Annotated in this window: 17 protein-coding genes; 13 read left to right on the top strand and 4 right to left on the bottom strand. The window is 69.3% G+C overall.

Translation table 11 applies throughout. From position 1 onward, the window contains the following. Positions 1 to 94: 94 nt before the first annotated feature. A complete protein-coding gene (locus tag ACFYP0_RS22865) occupies positions 95 to 1,531 on the bottom strand; it encodes a TldD/PmbA family protein (protein ID WP_356976821.1) in 1,437 nt (478 codons plus the stop codon). Between the two features lie 32 nt (positions 1,532 to 1,563). Further along, positions 1,564 to 2,133, bottom strand: coding sequence for a Uma2 family endonuclease (locus ACFYP0_RS22860; RefSeq protein ID WP_356976819.1), 570 nt, complete (start codon positions 2,131 to 2,133; stop codon positions 1,564 to 1,566). 525 nt (positions 2,134 to 2,658) lie between these two features. Here ACFYP0_RS22860 and ACFYP0_RS22855 point away from each other — a divergent pair. The 9 genes from ACFYP0_RS22855 to pip all read left to right on the top strand — a co-directional run bounded on the left by ACFYP0_RS22855 (position 2,659) and on the right by pip (position 11,458). Then, on the top strand, positions 2,659 to 3,714 hold the full coding sequence (locus ACFYP0_RS22855; protein WP_356976899.1) for an ABC transporter ATP-binding protein: 1,056 nt from the start codon (positions 2,659 to 2,661) through the stop codon (positions 3,712 to 3,714). Next, positions 3,711 to 4,712, top strand: a complete 1,002-nt coding sequence (locus ACFYP0_RS22850; RefSeq protein ID WP_356976817.1) for an ABC transporter ATP-binding protein — start codon at positions 3,711 to 3,713, stop codon at positions 4,710 to 4,712. The genes ACFYP0_RS22855 and ACFYP0_RS22850 overlap by 4 nt, the downstream gene beginning before the upstream one ends. Then, complete coding sequence (locus ACFYP0_RS22845) at positions 4,709 to 5,716, top strand: ABC transporter permease (RefSeq protein ID WP_356976815.1); 1,008 nt, start codon at positions 4,709 to 4,711, stop codon at positions 5,714 to 5,716. Before ACFYP0_RS22850 ends, ACFYP0_RS22845 begins: the two co-directional genes overlap by 4 nt. A gap of 11 nt (positions 5,717 to 5,727) precedes the next feature. After that, the gene (locus ACFYP0_RS22840; RefSeq protein ID WP_356976813.1) at positions 5,728 to 6,714 is read left to right on the top strand and encodes an ABC transporter permease; all 987 of its coding nucleotides are present in this window, start codon (positions 5,728 to 5,730) and stop codon (positions 6,712 to 6,714) included. 145 nt (positions 6,715 to 6,859) lie between these two features. Then, entirely contained in the window at positions 6,860 to 8,602 is a 1,743-nt protein-coding gene (locus ACFYP0_RS22835; protein WP_124861353.1) for an ABC transporter substrate-binding protein, read from the top strand. 522 nt (positions 8,603 to 9,124) lie between these two features. Then, positions 9,125 to 9,442, top strand: coding sequence for an ArsR/SmtB family transcription factor (locus ACFYP0_RS22830; RefSeq protein ID WP_112619359.1), 318 nt, complete (start codon positions 9,125 to 9,127; stop codon positions 9,440 to 9,442). After that, positions 9,439 to 9,963 carry an SRPBCC domain-containing protein gene (locus ACFYP0_RS22825; RefSeq protein WP_356976810.1) on the top strand — a complete coding sequence of 175 codons (525 nt, stop codon included), beginning with the start codon at positions 9,439 to 9,441 and terminating at the stop codon, positions 9,961 to 9,963. Before ACFYP0_RS22830 ends, ACFYP0_RS22825 begins: the two co-directional genes overlap by 4 nt. After that, positions 9,963 to 10,343, top strand: coding sequence for a VOC family protein (locus ACFYP0_RS22820; protein WP_124861346.1), 381 nt, complete (start codon positions 9,963 to 9,965; stop codon positions 10,341 to 10,343). The genes ACFYP0_RS22825 and ACFYP0_RS22820 overlap by 1 nt, the downstream gene beginning before the upstream one ends. 167 nt (positions 10,344 to 10,510) lie before the next feature. Beyond that, a complete protein-coding gene (gene pip, locus ACFYP0_RS22815) occupies positions 10,511 to 11,458 on the top strand; it encodes a prolyl aminopeptidase (protein WP_356976808.1) in 948 nt (315 codons plus the stop codon). A gap of 47 nt (positions 11,459 to 11,505) precedes the next feature. Here the strand turns inward: pip and ACFYP0_RS22810 are convergent, their stop codons facing one another. Then, complete coding sequence (locus ACFYP0_RS22810) at positions 11,506 to 12,408, bottom strand: NADP-dependent oxidoreductase (RefSeq protein ID WP_356976806.1); 903 nt, start codon at positions 12,406 to 12,408, stop codon at positions 11,506 to 11,508. Between the two features lie 104 nt (positions 12,409 to 12,512). Between ACFYP0_RS22810 and ACFYP0_RS22805 the strand changes: the two genes are divergently transcribed. Next, complete coding sequence (locus ACFYP0_RS22805) at positions 12,513 to 12,911, top strand: winged helix-turn-helix transcriptional regulator (protein WP_356976804.1); 399 nt, start codon at positions 12,513 to 12,515, stop codon at positions 12,909 to 12,911. Between the two features lie 293 nt (positions 12,912 to 13,204). Beyond that, positions 13,205 to 13,618, top strand: coding sequence for a nuclear transport factor 2 family protein (locus ACFYP0_RS22800; protein WP_124861366.1), 414 nt, complete (start codon positions 13,205 to 13,207; stop codon positions 13,616 to 13,618). Between the two features lie 335 nt (positions 13,619 to 13,953). Here ACFYP0_RS22800 and ACFYP0_RS22795 read toward each other — a convergent pair whose 3' ends face one another. After that, positions 13,954 to 16,098, bottom strand: coding sequence for a S9 family peptidase (locus tag ACFYP0_RS22795; protein ID WP_124861338.1), 2,145 nt, complete (start codon positions 16,096 to 16,098; stop codon positions 13,954 to 13,956). A gap of 87 nt (positions 16,099 to 16,185) precedes the next feature. On the opposite strand from ACFYP0_RS22795, the gene mshB reads away from it, so the two are divergent. Both mshB and ACFYP0_RS22785 read left to right on the top strand, forming a co-directional pair. Beyond that, positions 16,186 to 17,112, top strand: a complete 927-nt coding sequence (gene mshB, locus ACFYP0_RS22790; RefSeq protein ID WP_357007898.1) for an N-acetyl-1-D-myo-inositol-2-amino-2-deoxy-alpha-D-glucopyranoside deacetylase — start codon at positions 16,186 to 16,188, stop codon at positions 17,110 to 17,112. A gap of 17 nt (positions 17,113 to 17,129) precedes the next feature. Further along, positions 17,130 to 17,567 carry a hypothetical protein gene (locus tag ACFYP0_RS22785; protein WP_356976799.1) on the top strand — a complete coding sequence of 146 codons (438 nt, stop codon included), beginning with the start codon at positions 17,130 to 17,132 and terminating at the stop codon, positions 17,565 to 17,567. Positions 17,568 to 17,678 lie beyond the last annotated feature (111 nt).

Raw genomic sequence — 17,678 nt, 5'->3', positions numbered from 1 at the left:
CGGGGCTCGCAAACCCGGCTCACTCCTCGCGCTCACGCTGAGCCACCTTTCGTTCGCGACTGCGGGGCTCGCAAACCCGGCTCACTCCTCGCGCTCACGCTGACACCCCCACGCGGACGTTGCGGAACCGGGCCGGCGCGGCCGGGTGGCCGGTGTGCCCGACCTGGCCGGGTTGGCCCTTGCCGCAGTTGGGCGTCCCCCAGGAGACCGTCTCGCTGGAGAGCATGTCCATCGAGCGCCAGAACAGCGGACCGATCCCGGTGTACGTGGGGTTGCGCAGCATCCGCCCCCGCCGCCCCTTCTTGATCTCCCAGCCGACCTCACAGCCGAACTGGAAGTTGAGCCGCTTGTCGTCGATCGACCAGGACCGGTTGAGGTCCATCAACACGCCGTCGTCGGTGGCGGCGATGATCTCCTCCAGCGTGTGTGGGCCGGGTTCCAGGCCGACGTTGGTCATCCGCACCATCGGCAGCCGGGCCCACCCGTCGGCCCGTACGCTGCCGCCGTAGTCCAGGCTTGCCATCGCGGCGGAATCCCGGCCGGCGAGCACACCCACCCAGCGACCGTCGCGGACCGCGTCCCGCTTGACCGCCGGGGAGCCCTCGTCGTCGAAACCGAAGCTGCCCAGCGCACCCGGGATCGTCGGGTCGATGGTGATGTTCATCAGCTCCGAGCCGTAACGCAGCGAGCCGAGCTGGGCCAGGTCCAGCCAGGACGTGCCGGCGAACGCCGCCTCCCAGCCGAGGATCCGGTCCAGTTCGATGGCGTGCCCGACCGACTCGTGGATCTGCAGGGCCAACTGCTCCCCGCCGAGGATCAGATCGGTCTCCCCGGCTGGGCAGGGCGGCGCGGTGAGCAGCGCCCGGGACTCCTCGGCGATCTGCGCGGCATGCGCGGCCAAGTCCAGCGACTCGACCAGCTCCCACCCGGTGGTGCCGTACTGACCGCGGTAGCTCGGCCAGGAGCGGCGCTGCGTCTCGCCGTCGCCGATCGAAGTGGCGGAGATGCCGCCGCCGCACTCGCGGATGCGCTGGTCGATCCGGTGGCCCTCGCTGGAGACGAACCACTTCGCGGTGTCCCAGATCTGGTACAGGCCCTCGGCCAGGTCCGCGCCGTGCTCGGCCATCGTGCGGGTCGCGTCGACCATTAGATCGCCCTTGTCCGACAGGGGCACCCCGAGCGGGTCGATCTGGCAGCCGGAGGCCCAGCTCGCGGTGACCGCCTGGACCGGCACCAGGTCGACCGAAGGGCCCGGCACCCGCGCGCTCGCCATGGCGGTCCGCGTCGCGCGGCGGCCGGCGTCGCGGGCGGCGGTGTCCGACAGATCGGGTACGGCGTGGAAGCCCCAACTCGCACCGACAAGAGCCCGGACACCGATGCCGATGCTCTCGTCCTGCGTCAGCTCCTCCACGTCGCCGTTGCGCGCGGTCATCGACTCGTAGCGGCGGTGCATCACCCGCGCGTCGGCGTACCGGGCGCCCGCGTCGAGGGCGGCCTGGACGGCGGCGGTGGCCGCGTCGAACTCGGTCATGGACCGACCCTAGGCCAGCCGACCGACACCCGTCAGGGGAGCAGTTCCTCCGGCCGGATGGTGGCCTTCACCGGCTCAGTCAGCTCCAACACCTCGCCGGTCCTGGTGGTCGACCGCTCTACGTAGTGGGCCCCCTGTAGCTGGTAGAGGTTCACGCTCAGGCTTTCTTGCTCAACGAGGAGATACCACTCGATCCCGGCTGTGGCGTACAGGTGCGGCTTCAGCACCCGGTCGATGGTGGCGGTGTGTGGTGCGGTGACCTCCCCGACCAGCAGGACCGGGTCCGCCGGCACGCAGTCGGCCGTGAGATCCAGCTCCGCCGTCACCACAAGGTCGGGGTTGAGGATCCGCGTGCCGTTCAGTCGTAGGTTGATCACCGGGAGCAGAGTGCGATCCGCCGCCGCGCAGCCGGGTTCCAACGCGGCCGTCAGACCACGGACGATCACCTGGTGTCGGACGGAAGGCGGTGGTCCGATGAGCAGGCTGCCGTCGAGGAGCTCGATCCGCTGGGCTGTCTCACCGAGGGCGAGGTAGTCCGACTCGGACCATGGCAGCGCGTGGCCAAGAATGCTGGCGGGAATCACCTGCCCAGTGCAGCTCATGCCGGATCGCCCAGGTCGCACCTGACGTGCGAGCACAGGATGAAATGTCCGGTCAGGAAGGGTAACCGTCAAGGTTGAGTCGCCAAAGATCGCGCTCTACACAGATGTAGGCGTTCCCGGCGCTCCGCGGAAGGCAAGATCGCGCAACATCCTGGTTGTAGTGGTGTCGGCGCGTCGGCGATGCCACTGGATCCTGGTTCGAGCGTGACCTTGGCGGCGGTGGGCGCACCAGACCCCGCTCCTGCTCTCGGGGGCGGTGGTTCGTCGTCAAGATCCGCGCAGTATCGGAGATGTTGCGCAGATCTTGGCGCGGGGCGCGGGGCGCGGGGCGCGGGCGTGGATGGCGAGGTGACGGGGTGTTCAGGCCGATGCCGACTCGTTACGCTCTGGCCCGCTGACACGTGCCGACTTTGTAGCTTATTTTCACCCTCGGGACTTTCCTGTAAGTTCCCTTCGTCACTGAGGGAGGTGGCCGTGGACAGCTCGGAACCGTTGTCGTCCGGCGATCCGGACGACCGTCCCGCCGTGCCGGCACAGCGCTCCGACGAGGATGCCTACCTGCGGGTGCGTGACCTGCGGGTCCAGTTCGACACCGAGGACGGCGTGGTGCGCGCGGTCGACGGCGTGTCGTTCGCCGTCGAGCGGGGCCGCACCCTCGGCATCGTCGGTGAATCCGGCTCCGGCAAGAGCGTCACCTCGCTGGCCATTCTCGGCCTGCACGACCCGAAACGGACCACCATCACCGGGGAGATCTCCGTGGGTGGCCGGCAGGTGGTCGGCCTCGGCGACGAGGAGGTACGCCGGCTGCGCGGCCGGGACATGGCGATGATCTTCCAGGATCCACTGTCGGCGCTGCACCCGTACTACACGGTGGGCCGGCAGATCGCCGAGGCGTACCGGGTGCACCACCCGAAGGCCAACCGGCGCGAGGCCCGCCAGCGGGCGGTCGACATGCTGGACCGGGTCGGCATCCCACAGCCGGCGCGCCGCTTCGACCAGTACCCGCACGAGTTCTCCGGCGGCATGCGCCAGCGGGCGATGATCGCGATGTCCCTGGTCAACGACCCGGCGCTGCTGATCGCCGACGAGCCGACCACCGCACTGGACGTCACCGTGCAGGCGCAGATCCTGGACCTGCTCGCCGACCTCCAGGCCGAGTTCAACTCCGCGATCATCCTGATCACCCACGACCTCGGCGTGGTCGGCCAGGTCGCCGACGACGTGCTGGTCATGTACGGCGGGCGGGCCGTCGAGCGGGGCAGCGTCGAGCAGGTGCTCCGCTCGCCGCAGCATCCGTACACCTGGGGGTTGCTCTCCAGCGTGCCGTCGCTGCACGGCGACGCGGACGCGGACCTGGTGCCCATCCCCGGCAACCCGCCCAGCCTGATCAACCTGCCGCCGGGCTGCGCGTTCCACCCCCGCTGCCGGTACGCGGACCGCGCCGGCAGCCGCTCCCGCACCGAGGTGCCCGAGCTGCGCCCAGCCGGGGCCGATGGCCATCTGGTCGCCTGCCACCTGAGCGCCGAGGAGCGCGCCACGTTCTACGCCGAGGACGTCGCATCCGTGGGGGTGGCCCGATGACCGATGAACCACTGCTGCGGGTACGCGGCCTGAGCAAGCACTTCCCGGTACGCCAGGGACTGCGCGCCACCGGCCTGGTGCGGGCGGTGGACGGGCTCGACTTCGACGTGCGCCCCGGCGAGACGCTCGGCCTGGTGGGGGAGTCGGGCTGCGGCAAGACCACCACCGGTCGGATGCTGGTGCGGCTGCTGGAACCGACGAGCGGCAGCATCGAGTTCGACGGGCGGGACATCACGCACGCCGGCCGCCGGGAGTTGCGCCCGCTGCGCCAGGAACTCCAGATCATCTTCCAGGACCCGTACGCCTCGCTGAACCCTCGGCACACGGTGGGCCGGATCGTGGCGATGCCGCTACAGGTCAACGGGATCAAGCCGCCGGGTGGCATCAAGGCTCGGGTGCAGGAGTTGCTGGAGCTGGTCGGGTTGAACCCGGAGCACTACAACCGGTACCCGCACGAGTTCTCCGGCGGTCAACGTCAGCGCATCGGCATCGCCCGCGCGTTGGCCCTGCGGCCGAAGCTGATCGTCGCCGACGAGCCGGTCTCCGCGCTGGACGTCTCGATCCAGGCGCAGGTGGTCAACCTGCTGCGCAACCTGCAACGGGAGCTGGGCCTGGCGTTCGTGTTCATCGCGCACGACCTGGCCGTGATCCGGCACTTCAGCCAGCGGGTCGCGGTCATGTACCTGGGTCGGATCGTGGAGATCGGCGACCGGGCGGACATCTACGAACGGCCCCAGCACCCGTACACCCGGGCGCTGCTCTCGGCGATCCCGGACGTCACCCAGCTCGGCCCGGCGGGGCGGATCCGGCTGACCGGTGACGTACCCACCCCGCTGGACCCACCGTCGGGCTGCCGGTTCCGTACCCGCTGCTGGAAGGCGCAGGACATCTGCGCCACCGAGGAGCCCGCGTTGATACCGCGCGACGGCGGCCAGCAGGCCACCGCGTGTCACTTCCCCGAGGTGGCGGCTCCGATCTTCGAGGAGGTGCCGTCGTGAGCCTGTCCCCGGTGGAGGGTCTGGCGCTGGCCGAGATCGAGTCCGACCCGGACGCGGGCACGCCCGCCGCAAAGGGCGTCGTCGGCCGCTCACCCGGGCAGCTCGCCTGGCTGCGGCTGCGCCGTGACCGGACGGCCGTGGTCAGCGGCGTACTCCTGGTCTTCTTCATGGTGTTGGGATTGGCCGCCCCGCTGATCGAGATGGCCTACGGGATCGGGCCGCGGGAGCAGTTCCAGAACCTGCTGGACGGTTTCGGCATGCCACTGGGCTACGCCGGCGGTGTCACCGGCGACCACTGGTTCGGCCTGGAGCCGAACCTGGGGCGGGACATCTTCATCCGGTTGATCTACGGGTTGCGGACGTCGCTGTTCATCGCGTTCGCGGCGGCGCTGATCACCGCGACGATCGGGGTCGTGCTGGGCGCGCTCGCCGGTTACCTCGGCGGCTGGCTCGACGCGGTGATCAACTGGATCACCGACCTGACCCTGGCCATGCCCTTCCTGATCATCGCGCTGGCGCTCACCCCCACCGTCACGCTGCGCTTCTACGGTGAGCGGGGGCAGGTGTCGTCCGCCTTCGGGGTGGGCGTGCTGATCGCCGTCTTCGCCATCTTCGGCTGGACCAGCACGGCCCGGCTGGTTCGCGGGCAGGTGATCGCGCTGCGCGAGCGGGAGTTCGTGGAGGCGGCCAGGGCCAGCGGGGCCGGGCTGGGGCACATGCTCTTCCGGCAGCTGTTACCCAACATCTGGGCGCCGATCCTGGTGTCGTTCTCCCTGGCGGTGCCGCAGTTCATCACCAGCGAGGCCGCGCTGTCGTTCATCGGTGTCGGTCTCAGCGACGAGACCCCGAGCTTCGGCCGGATGATCTACGACAGTCTGGACTTCCTCCAGACCGACCCGGCGTACGTGTTCTTCCCGGGCATCATGATCTTCGCGCTGGTGTTCGCCTTCAACCTCTTCGGCGACGCGTTGCGTGACGCGCTCGACCCGAAGTCGTCCCGGTAGGGGTCAAAATCATGGCGCGATTTCTGCTCAAGCGACTCTTCTCCGCCACGCTGACCCTGTTCGCGGTGAGCGTGTTGACCTTCCTGATGTTCTTCGCCCTGCCGCGTGACCCGGTCAGCAGCATCTGCTCGAAGAACTGCAACCCGGAGCGGTTGGAGCGGGTCCGCGACGACCTGGGCCTGAACGACCCGCTGATCAGCCAGTACGCCGGTTACATGAAGGGCATCGTGACCGGTCGGGACCTGGGCAGCGCCCAGGGTGGCCGGTGCGACGCCCCCTGCCTGGGCTGGTCTTACGTCACCAATGAGGCCGTCTCGGACACCATCGCCCGGGTGCTGCCGGTGACGCTGAGCATCGTGATCCCGGCTGCGATCCTCTGGTTGCTGCTCGGCGTCGGTCTCGGCATGATCTCCGCGCTGCGGCGGGGCACCTGGCTGGACCGGGCCGCCATCGGCTTCTCGCTGACCGGCGCGTCGTTGCAGCTGTACTTCGTGGGCGCGGTGCTGCTGCTGGTCTTCGTCTACAACCTGAGGCTGCTGCCGGTGCCGAGCTACACGTCCCTCTTCGACAATCCGGCGAAGTGGGCCAGTGGGCTGGTGCTCGCCTGGGTGGCGCTGGCCTTCCTCTTCTCGGCGATCTACGCCCGGCTGTCCCGCGCGCAGATGCTGGAGACGTTGTCCGAGGACTTCGTCCGGACCGCGCGGGCCAAGGGCCTGGCCAAACCCAAGGTGTACGGGCGACACGCGCTGCGCGCGGCGATCACCCCGGTGGTGACCATCGCCGGGTTGGACGTGGGCGGGGCGCTGGGCGGCACGGTGATCACCGAGACGACGTTCGGCATCCAGGGGTTGGGGCGTACGGCGGTGGACGCGGTGCGCTCGGGCGACCTGCCCACGATCATGGCAACGGTGCTGATCGCGGCCGTCTTCGTGGTGCTGGCGAACGTGCTGGTGGACCTGCTCTACGCCGCCATCGACCCACGGGTGCGGTTGCGCTGACGGCCGGGTGTCCGCCACACCCACCAATGGCGAAATTTATCGACAACTGTTACACAACTCGTAGGTTTTCTTCCTTACGATCCTCGGGACGTCGGCGGTTCTCGCCCCGACGAAACGCACGGCACATGGGTGAAGGGGGTACTTCATGAGACCACGCGTGGTGGCTGCCGCAGGCGGCGCGATCGCTCTGGTTGTGGCATTGGGTGCGTGCTCGAAGAACACGGGCGAGGGCACCACTGTGGACACCGAGCGGAAGCAGACCGGTGTCATCGCGACCGACCCCAAGGACTCGCAGGGGCCAGCGGCCGAGGTGAGCGGCGCCGTGAAGGGCGGCACCTTCACCATCATCCGGGAGTCGCCGATCTCCCACCTCGACCCGCAGCGGACGTACTCGTTCGCCGGTCTGATGGCCAACCCGCTCTTCGCCCGCTACCTGACCACCTGGAAGGACGACGGCAAGGGCGGCCTGGTCCTGGTGGGCGACCTGGCCGAGACGCCGGGCAAGAACGTCAACAACGACTGCAAGGTCTGGGAATTCACGGTCAAGGACGGGGTGAAGTTCGAGGACGGCCGGCCGATCACCTCCAAGGAGATCGCGTACGGCATCGCCCGGTCCTTCGACCCGGACCTGTCCGGCGGCCCGACCTACATCCAGGAGTGGCTGGCCGACACCGCGCAGTTCGACACCAAGTGGGACTTCAAGAAGAACAAGACGTCGCTGCCGCCCGGCCTGAGCACGCCGGACGCGAAGACGCTGCGCTTCGAGTTCGCCAAGCCCCGCTGTGACCTGCCGTTCGCCGCCTCGCTGCCGACCACCGCGCCGCTGCCCGCCGACAAGGACACCGGCATCAACGTGGACAAGCAGCCGTTCTCGTCCGGCCCGTACAAGGTCGCCAAGAACCAGGTCGGCGTGCAGATCACCCTGGACCGCAACCCCAACTGGGACCCGAACACCGACCCGGTCCGCCACCAGTACCCGGATCAGTTCGTCTGGAGCTTCGGCCCGACCGCGGACGCCGCCAACAACCGGGTGATCGCCGACAACGGCGCCGACCAGAGCGCGCTCGCCTTCAACGCCGTGCCCGCCTCGCTGGTCGCCAAGGTCGCCGGGGATGCGTCGCTCAAGTCGCGGACGCTCCTCTCGCCGACTCCGAGCGCCAACCAGCTCGTCATCAACAACCAGAGGGTCACCGACCTGAAGGTGCGTCAGGCGCTCAACTACGCCATCGATCGCGAAGGCATGATCAAGGCGCTCGGCGGTCAGACCGTCGCCGCGCCGCTGACCACGCTGATGCCGCCGGCCACCATCGGCTACAAGGCGTACGACGCGTACCCGGCGGGCGCAAACGGCAACGTGGACAAGGTCAAGGAACTGCTCGGCGGCAAGACGCCGGAGCTGGTTCTCGGTGTCGCCGACAACTCGACCGAGCAGCAGCAGGGTGCCCAGCTCAAGGCGAACCTGGAGCGGGCCGGCTTCAAGATCACCGTCCGGAACATCTCGGATGACGCAAAGCTCGACGAGATCAAGAAGAAGGACAACCCCTGGGACCTGTACATCGGTAACTGGGCGGCGGACTGGCCCAGCGGGGCGTCGATCCTGCCGGTGCTCTACGACGGTCGCACCATCAAGGCCGAGGGCAACAGCAACCAGTCCTACTTCAACGACCCGACGATCAACGCCGAGATGGACCGCATCCAGGCCCTGCCCCCGGCCGACCAGGGACCGGAGTGGGCCAAGCTCGATGAACGGATCATGAAGGAGCACGCGCCGGTGGTGCCGTTCTACGTCGACGTGGCCTACAACGTGCACGGGTCCAAGGCGGGCGGGATCTTCATCTCCAGCGTCTTCGGCTACCCGTCGTTCGTGAACGCGCACGTCAAGCCGTAAGTACATACACCGCAGGCCAGAAGGGTCCCCTACCGACAACGTCGTCGGGAGGGGACCCTTCTGCGTCGTCTCTTGATCGACTCCGTTTCCAAGAAACCGGGGTGTCCTGGGCACCCCGACACCCCGCTTTCCTGGAACCCGAGTTGACCTGAGCGCCCTGTGGGTTAGCCCGGGGTGAGTAGTCCTGTGCGCTCCCTTTGGAGCTGATGTCATAGACGAGTCAACCGTTGGCCCGCCGGCTGGCTTCGCGACAAGCAACGAGTGGCGTAAGCACCGCTGGTCGCCGCCGGTCTCCTGGCACCGGCACCTCGCGGTGCAGCCAGGACCGCTCAGCGAACATGCGGCTGGGTCGGACGCTGGGGATCCTGTAGTCGGCCGAACGGGCACTGACGGCGGCAGAAGGGGATGGCGAGGGTGACTCGACCCGAGAGCGGTTGCTCGGCTTAGCTGACAAAGACCCGGTACTTCTTCACGATCGAACGTAACCTTGTGGGTACGTAACCGTCGAGTTACATTGGCGTCATGGATGCCGTGTTGCACGCGCTGGCAGACGAGAGCCGGCGCACGGTTCTCGATATTCTCCGTGACCACCCGGCGAGTGCAGGAGAGCTGGCCGAGGCTCTCCCGATCGCTCGCCCGGGCGTGTCCCGGCATCTCCGCGTGCTGCGGGAAGCCGGGCTGGTCGACGTACGCCAGGACGCGCAGCGCCGGATCTACACACTCCGCCCGGAGGCGCTCGTCGAGGTCGACGAGTGGCTGGGCGAGTACCGCCGGCTCTGGGAGAACCGGCTCGACGCTCTTCATACCGAGATCGCACGAGGAAAGAAGGCGCGACGATGACCACGATCGCGACGATGCGAGCGCTCGACGAGACCCGCGGAGCAGTCCGGGTCGAGAGCCTCTACGACACGGACATCGGCGACCTCTGGCAGGCGTGTACGACGCCCGAGCGGCTGGCCCGCTGGATCGCCCGGGTCGACGGCGACATGCGAGTCGGCGGCACGATCCAGGCCGTCTTCACGAGCAGCTGGACCGGTCCGGCGCGCATCGAGGTGTGCGACGCCCCGCACCACCTGCTGTTGACAACGAAGCCGGGTTCGGACGACGAGGGGCAGATGGAGGCGTGGCTGACCGAGGAGGGCTCCAAGACCCGGCTGGTGGTCGAGGAGCGCGGTCTGCCGATATTGACTCTCCCGTCTCACGCCTCTGGGTGGCGGGCCCACCTCGAGGATCTCGGTCGGTCGCTGGAGGTCGACGGCCCGGTCCATCCGGAGGGCTGGAGCTCCGATGCCGGAGCGCCCGGATGGAAGGAACGCTGGGAAGAGCTCACGCCGACATACCAGCAGATTGAGATCAGCTAATGTCGGACCTGATCAAACTCAGCCTGACGACGGTCAATGCGCCCGACGCGATCGCGCTCGCGCGGTTCTACGCCGAGATCACCGGCGGGGTCGCGAAGGGTGACGAGTGCTGGGCGCTCGTGGAAGGGCCGAACGGTGACATCGGGTTCCAGCAGATCGACGACTACCGGCCACCCACCTGGCCGGATGGCGAGGTGGGGATGCAGATGCACCTCGAGTTCTTCGTCGACGACCTGGAGGCGGCCGGAGCGCGTGTGCTGGCGGCCGGCGCTACCCGCTTCGAGCATCAGCCCAACGCGGACCACTGCTTCGTCTACGCCGACCCGGCCGGGCATCCGTTCTGCCTGTCCACGTGGGGGGCCCCGAGAGTCGGCGACTGACTCAGCTCGTTCGGGCATCTGTTGTGCGGACGCGACCAACTTGCTGGTGCCGGAGCGGGCCGAGCACCACTACCGATACGACCCGACGAAGGCGTTGGCAACGTGGATGACGAGACCGCGCGGTATCGGGAGGACGTATCCACAATGAAATTCCACGAGGTTGAATGATGGACTGGTATCCGCCCATCGAGCCGTACGACTCCGGGATGCTCAGCGTCGGCCACGGTAATGAGCTCTACTGGGAACTGTGTGGAAACCCCGGCGGCAAACCCGCAGTGTTCCTGCACGGCGGCCCCGGCGGTGGTCTGCTCCCGGACAATCGGCGGTACTTCGACCCGTCCGGCTACCGCGTCGTGCTGTTCGACCAGCGAAACTGCGGTCGTAGCCAGCCCTTCGCCGGCGACCCGAAGACGTCACTGGAACACAACACCACCCCGCACCTGGTGGCGGACATCGAGCGGCTCCGCGAGCACCTGGGGATCGAGCGTTGGCTCGTCTTCGGCGGCAGTTGGGGCAGCACGCTCGGCCTGGCCTACGCGCAGGCCCATCCCGAGCGGGTCACCGAACTCGTGCTTCGTGGCGTGTGGCTGGTTCGCAGGTCGGACGAGGCATGGGCGTTCACTCCGGCGGGCGCAGCGCATCTGTTCCCCGCCGAGTGGGAGGCATTTTGTGCTGCCATCCCCGTGACGGAACAGGACGACCTTGTCGGCGCCTATGGCCGCCGCATTTCCGACCCCGACCCCGCGGTCCACGGCCCGGCGGCCCGCGCCTGGATGAGCTGGGAGCTCTCGGCCAACACCCTGCTGCCGATGACACCGCCCGACATCGACGACACCAGCCTGCTGGCGTTCGCCCGCATCACACACCACTACATCAGCAACGGCGGCTTCCTCCCTCCGGAAGGTCTCCTGGCGGGCGTCGATCGCATTCGACACATCCCGACGGTCATCGTGAACGGCCGCTACGACATCAAGACGCCGCCGAACCAAGCCTGGGACCTGCATCGGGTCTGGCCTGAGGCGAAGTTCCACATCGTGGAGGACGCGGGCCACAGCGGCTCCGAACCTGGCACCCGCAGCCTGCTCATCGAAGCCACCACCCGGTTCCTCGCGTAAAGGTGGCGCAATGGCCTCCTGAGGGCGAAGCCGAGCTTCCGCCGCGATCAGGGGACGATCACCACGCCGCCGCGCACGCCGCCCTGGGCCAGCCGCTCGTGGGCGGTCGCCGCGTCGGCGAAGGGGTACACGTCAGCGACCCGGAGCGGGATGTCGCCGCTGGTGACGAGCTTGACCAGCTCGCTCAGCCGGGTTCCGTCCGGTAGCACCTCCAGCGCGGAGGTCCGGATTCCGCGCACCGGCTCCGGGCGAAGCGGGGGTGACGCGGCCACGTAGCCGCCGCCGTCCCGAACGAGGTCCAGCAGCGAGGAGCCGATCACCGCCAGGTCGATGACCCCGTCGAACGTCCCCGTCGGATCGTCGGTGCGCGACAGGAACGCCGCGCCCAGCGACTCGACGAACTCGCGGTCGTCGGCTCCGGCGAGTCCGGTGGCGTGCAGACCGGCCGCCCGGGCCAGCGCCAGAACGAACCCACCGACCTGCCCGGCGGCGCCGGTGACGAGCACTGTCGAGCCCGCGGGGAGCGCGAGCAGGTCGAGTGCCTGGGCTGCGGCGAGGCCATTGGTCGGCAGGGTCGCCGCCTCGGTGGCGGGGACGCCGGCGGGCGCGGAGGTCAGCCAGGCGGCGTCGAGAACCACGTACTCGGCGTGGGCGCCGACAGTGGTTTGCAGCCAGGGTGAGAAGCCGATGACCTCGTCGCCGATCGTGAACTCGTCGACCGACGGGCCGACCGCGTCGACACTGCCGGCAACGTCCCAGCCGGGGGTGTACGGCAGACCGGTCGGCAACGGGGCCGGGAACCGACCGGAGCGGACCATCAGATCGACCGGATGGACGACCGACGCGGCGACCCGCGCCCGCACCTGCCCCGGCCCCGGCTCGGGCACCGGCACCTCGGCCACGTGCAGGACCTCCGGCCCTCCGAACTCTGCATAGCTAACTGCGCGCATCGCCGTCTCCTTCGTGGGATTTCGTTCTCACCACGACCGTACGAATCGTCAGCACTGTGAGAAAGTAGGTACCTTAAAGTGCCTAGGGCACCAAGGGAGGAAAGATGGCGACGTCGACCGCAGCGCAACGCCGCGAACAGGCAAAACGTGACTACGACGCGTTCCTTGAACAGTGCCCGACCCGCGAGCTGCTGAGCAGACTCACCGACAAGTGGGTCGCCCTGGTGATCCCCGCGCTCGTCAACGGCCCGCAGCGGCACGGCGAGCTCGCCCAGCGCATCGCCGGCGTCAGCCAGAAGATGCTCACCCAGACCCTGCGCACCCTGGAGCGCGACGGCCTGGTCACCCGCACCGTCACTGCCTCGGTGCCGGTCCGTGTCGACTACGAGCTCACCCCGCTCGGCCATGAACTGTTCCCGGTCATGATCGCGATCAAGGACTGGGCCGAGTCGCACATGGACCGCGTCTTCGAAGCCCGGGGACGATACGACGCACGCCCCTGAAACCAGCGACATCGATTACGTAAGAGTTCGCCGCAACGTGTCCGCCCGGAGTTGCTGGTGTGGGCTGCGAAGATCACCGCGGCTTGCCGCCGTGCGAACAAGAGATCTTGGACAGTTTCCGTTTCACGATGACGGAAACTGTCCAAGATTCACGGCCACGGCCAAGATTCACGGCCACGGCCACGGCCACGGCCACGGCCACGGCCACGGCCACGGCCACGGCCACGGCCACGGCGGTGGCGTCGCCGGAGATCGGCCGGGCAGGGCCGTTGATACACCGCCGGCTTGCCAGATTGTCGCTGGCGGGGGCTAGGGTCCGCGCCGTGGACGACACCTTGATGGCCCGGCAGACCGCCCACGCCTACGTTGATCTTCTGGAGCGCCGCGACTGGTCTGGGTTGGCCGCTCTGCTCACCGATGATGTGGTCTACGAGATGCCGCAGACTCGGGAGCGCATTCGCGGCAAGGACGCGTTCCTGCGGTTCAACACCGAGTATCCCGGAGACTGGCACCTTCGGCCGCGACGGGTGATCGCCGATGGCCGTCTCGCTGCGCTGGTGCTCGACGTTCGCGTCGGCGTGGAGCAGCAGGACGCGTGCGTCTGGCTTGAGATGTCCGAGCATGGGCTGATCAGCAAGATCATCGACTACTGGCCGGAACCGTACGATCCGCCACAGGGCCGGGAACACCTCGTGGAGCGTTGGTGATCGTCAGCTTGCCGGCGCGGGCCAGGTGCTACGGCATGACGGGGCGCGGCAGCACCAACGCTTGAGCGGCGATGCCATGGAAGACCATCGTTGACAGGGGACCATCGCTGAGCGTCAAGCCGTCCCGGGCGCCGCCCTGTTCTGCACGCCCGATCGACTCTTTGAGTGCTTGCCACTCGCCTCGCCCAAGCTCACGCTCGATCCAGGATCGAGTGGCTATGTGACGCTGGGGATGCCACTTGATCCTGGATCGAGCACGATCTTGGGAGCGTGCATCCAATCCTGGAGCCCTTTCGGTAAAGGGCTCGGCGTGCCGAACTGACTCCTAACGCTGCTTACAGCAGGTGGGTGCGGAGGAACTCCAGTTCCAGGGGGAGCAGCCGCTCGGCGGTGCCGTTCGCGGCCATGTGCGTAGCCCCGGTCAGCGGCAGCACGGCGTGCGGTCGGCCGGTGCTCAGCAGGGCGGCCGAGAGCCGGAGTGTGTGCGCGGCCACCACGTTGTCGTCGGCCATGCCGTGCACCAGCAGCAACGGGCGGGCCTGGTCCGGGCTCGTGACCGGCTCGGCGGCCAACTCGACGAGCGAATGGTGCGCGTAGATGTCCTGGCCGTCTTCCGGCAACCCCAGATAACGCTCGGTGTACGCGGTGTCGTACAGCGCCCAGTCGGTCACCGGGGCACCCGCGATGCCGCACCGGAACAGCTCCGGGTGGCGCAGCACCGCCAAGCCGGCCAGCCACCCGCCGAACGACCAGCCGCGCACCCCCACCCGCCCCAGGTCCAGGTCCGGGTGCTTGCCGGCGAGCGCGGTCAGCGCGTCGATCTGGTCGGTCAGGATCACGTCGGCGACCCGCCGGTGGATCGCCTTCTCGAACGACGGCGCCACGCCCGGCGTACCCCGGTTGTCGATGGTGACCACCGCGAACCCGGCGTCTGCCCACCACTGCCGTTCCAACCACGCGGCCCGCGCCGCCACGACCTCCTGATGCCCCGGGCCGCCGTAGATGTCCAGCAGCACCGGCAGCCGCCGGCCCGTCACGTGGTTGTCCGGGTAGAGCACCGCCGCCGGCAGCCGCCGGTCAGTCACCCGTTCCAGCATCGGCAACGGAGAGTACGGCGGGGCGGCGGCGAACGAGCGCAACTCGGCGATCTCCTGATCGCCGCGGCGCACCGTCCAGCGCACCCCGGCGTGATCCAGCGACGCGACGCCGACGGCCAGCACGTCCCCGCCCACAGCGGCGGTGTACCAGCCGGAGTCGGTGGTGAGCCGACGCGCGTCCACCCCACCGCCGATGGTGGTGCGGACCCGGAACAGGTGCCGCTCGCTCGGTTCGCCGTCGCTCGCCTCCACCAGCAGGTCGGCCGGGCCGGCGGCGGCCGGCAGCCGACCCACCACCCGTCGTACGTACAGCGACGGTGGGGTGAGCAGGGTGCCGTCCGCGAACAGGCACCGGGCGTCGTACCCGTCGTGGGCCAGCTCCCCACCGACCAGCACCCGGCCGTCCGGCAGGTGCGCGGGGGTGCCGGCGATCGGCTCTACCCAGCGCGGATCGGCCAGCTCGGCGTGCACCTGCGTCTCGCCCGTGCGCGGGTCCACCGCCAGCACCAGCCCGTGCTGCTGCGAGCGGCGCAGCACGGTGATCAACGGACTGCCCTCACCCCAGCTGACCCCGGTCAGGTACGGGTAGGTCTCCCGATCCCAGTGCACGTCGACCCAGCCGTCGTCCAGGTCCAGCAGGTGCAGGCTGACCTCCGCGTTCGGGCCACCGGCCCGGGGGTACGCGACGGCGGTCGGGGGGCTCGCCGGCTCGGCCGGGTCGTGCAGGTGCCACCGCTCCAGGCGGGACTCGTCGACCCGGGCGGCGAGCACCGAGCGGCCGTCGGGCGCCCACCAGTACCCCCGGAACCGGCCGAACTCCTCCGCTGCGATGTGCTCGGCCAACCCCCAGCTCACCCCGGCGTCCTCGCCCGCCAGCAGGGTGTCGGTGCCGTCGGGGTCGATCACCCGCAGCTCACCCCGGCGCACACCCTCGGCCGCGTCCGTCACGTACGACAGCCGCTGCCCGGTCGGGTCCGGACGTGGGTCGAGCACCGGGCCGACGGCCGCCACCTCCACCACGTCGCCGTGCACCAGATCGGCCCGGAACAACCGCCCGGCCAGCGCGAACACCGCAACCCGGCCGGCCGCGTCCAACGCGTACGAGCCGATGCCGGCGGCGCTGAGCCGCAGCCGCTCGCGTAGCGCACGTTCGCCGGGGGAGAGGGAGCGGACGTCCCCGCTCTCGCCCAGCAGGGTCGCCGGATCGGCGACCAGCCGCTCCTCGCCGGTGCCCACGTCCAGCAACCAGAGCGCGTCCGCCGGATCCTCCGGGCCGGCGGAGCGCAGGAAGATCACCCGGGAGCCGTCCTCAGCCACCGAGACAGCGCGTGGCGCGCCGTGGCTGAACCGGCGGGTGCGGGCGGCCAGCTCCGGAAAGTCCACACGCCAAATCGTAGAGCGGGAGCGGGGGTGATGTGGCCGACCTGGGCGGACGCGTCAGCGTCGGCCGGGGGAGAACCGCCAGTTAGAGTGACCGTCGTGACGATGCTGCCCGACCGCCGCCTGCTGCTGGTCCACGCGCACCCCGACGACGAGTCGATCGGCACCGGCTCGACGATGGCCCACTACGCCGCAGACGGCGCGCACGTCACGCTGGTGACCTGCACGCTCGGCGAAGAGGGCGAGATCCACGTGCCCGCGCTGGCGCAGCTCGCCGCCGCCGAGGCCGACCAGCTCGGCGGGTACCGCGTTGCCGAGCTGGCCGCCGCGTGCGCCGCGCTCGGCGTCAGCGACCACCGTTTCCTCGGCGGCGCCGGCCGCTACCGCGACTCCGGAATGATGGGGCTCGCGACCAACGAGCACCCCCGGGCCTTCTGGCAGGCCGACCTCGACGAGGCCGCCGGGCACCTCGTGGAGATCATGCGAGAGGTACGCCCGCAGGTGCTCGTCACGTACGACCCGAACGGCTTCTACGGGCACCCCGACCACATCCAGGCGCACCGGGTGGCCATGCGCGCCGTCGAGCTGGCCAGCGCCGAGGGCTGCGCCCCGCTCAAGGTCTACTGGACGGCCATGCCGCTCAGCGTCCTGGAGGCTGGCATGACGCATTTCGCCGAGTCGTCCGACAACCCGTTCGGCGGCATCGAGAACATCGCCGACCTGCCCTTCGGCACCCCGGACGCCCAGATCGCCGCCCGGATCGACGGCACCGACCAGCACACGGCCAAGGAGGCCGCGATGCGGGCGCACGCCACCCAGATCCCGGCCAACTCGTGGCTCTACTCGATCGCCGGCAACTTCGGTGGCGAGTTCATGGGCGTGGAGTTCTTCACCCTCGCGGTCGGTGAGAAGGGCCCGGGCGCCGGGCCGTACGGCTGGGAGGACGACCTCTTCGCCGGCCTGCCCGCGGAGACCGCCCCGGACCGGTCACCGGTCGCGGCGGCGGGTCTCCGGTGAGCCTGCCGGCCGCACCGATGACGGTAGTGGAGAACCAGGAAGCCCCGCCCCCGGCGGGGCCACCGCCGCGACTGCTGGACCTGGGCGTCCGGCTGGTCGGTGGGATCGTCGTGGTCCTCGCCGGTGTGCTGACCGGCGTACTGGAGCTGCTGCTCGCCACGCTCCGCGTCGGCGGGCAACTGGTCGGCGTGTCGGTGCTCCTCGCCATCGGCGCCAACATCGTGCTGAGCTGGTTCGCGTACGAGGCGGTCGGCCGGCGCTGGGCCGTGGCGCTGCCGGCGGTGCCGTGGTTCGCGCTGATGGCGGTCGCCGCCATCCGGACCAACGAGGGCGACCTGTTGCTGGCCGGAGACAACTGGGTCGGGCTGGCCATGATCGTGGCCGGCGCGATGACCTTCGCGGTGATGGGCTTCCGGCAGATCCTCGCCCCGCAGCCGCCCCTGCTCGGTGGCTGACGCTCGGCTGCTTTCGGGGTGCTGCCGACTGATGACGTCTCCCAGGTAAGGGTGGTAAATATTCCTGCCATGGATGCGAACCCCGCGAAGGGGCGTACGGCAGGAGGGTCC

The organism is Micromonospora arida, from assembly GCF_042873195.1.
GTDB lineage: Bacteria > Actinomycetota > Actinomycetes > Mycobacteriales > Micromonosporaceae > Micromonospora > Micromonospora arida.
This window is presented reverse-complemented; position numbering and strand designations above follow the sequence as displayed.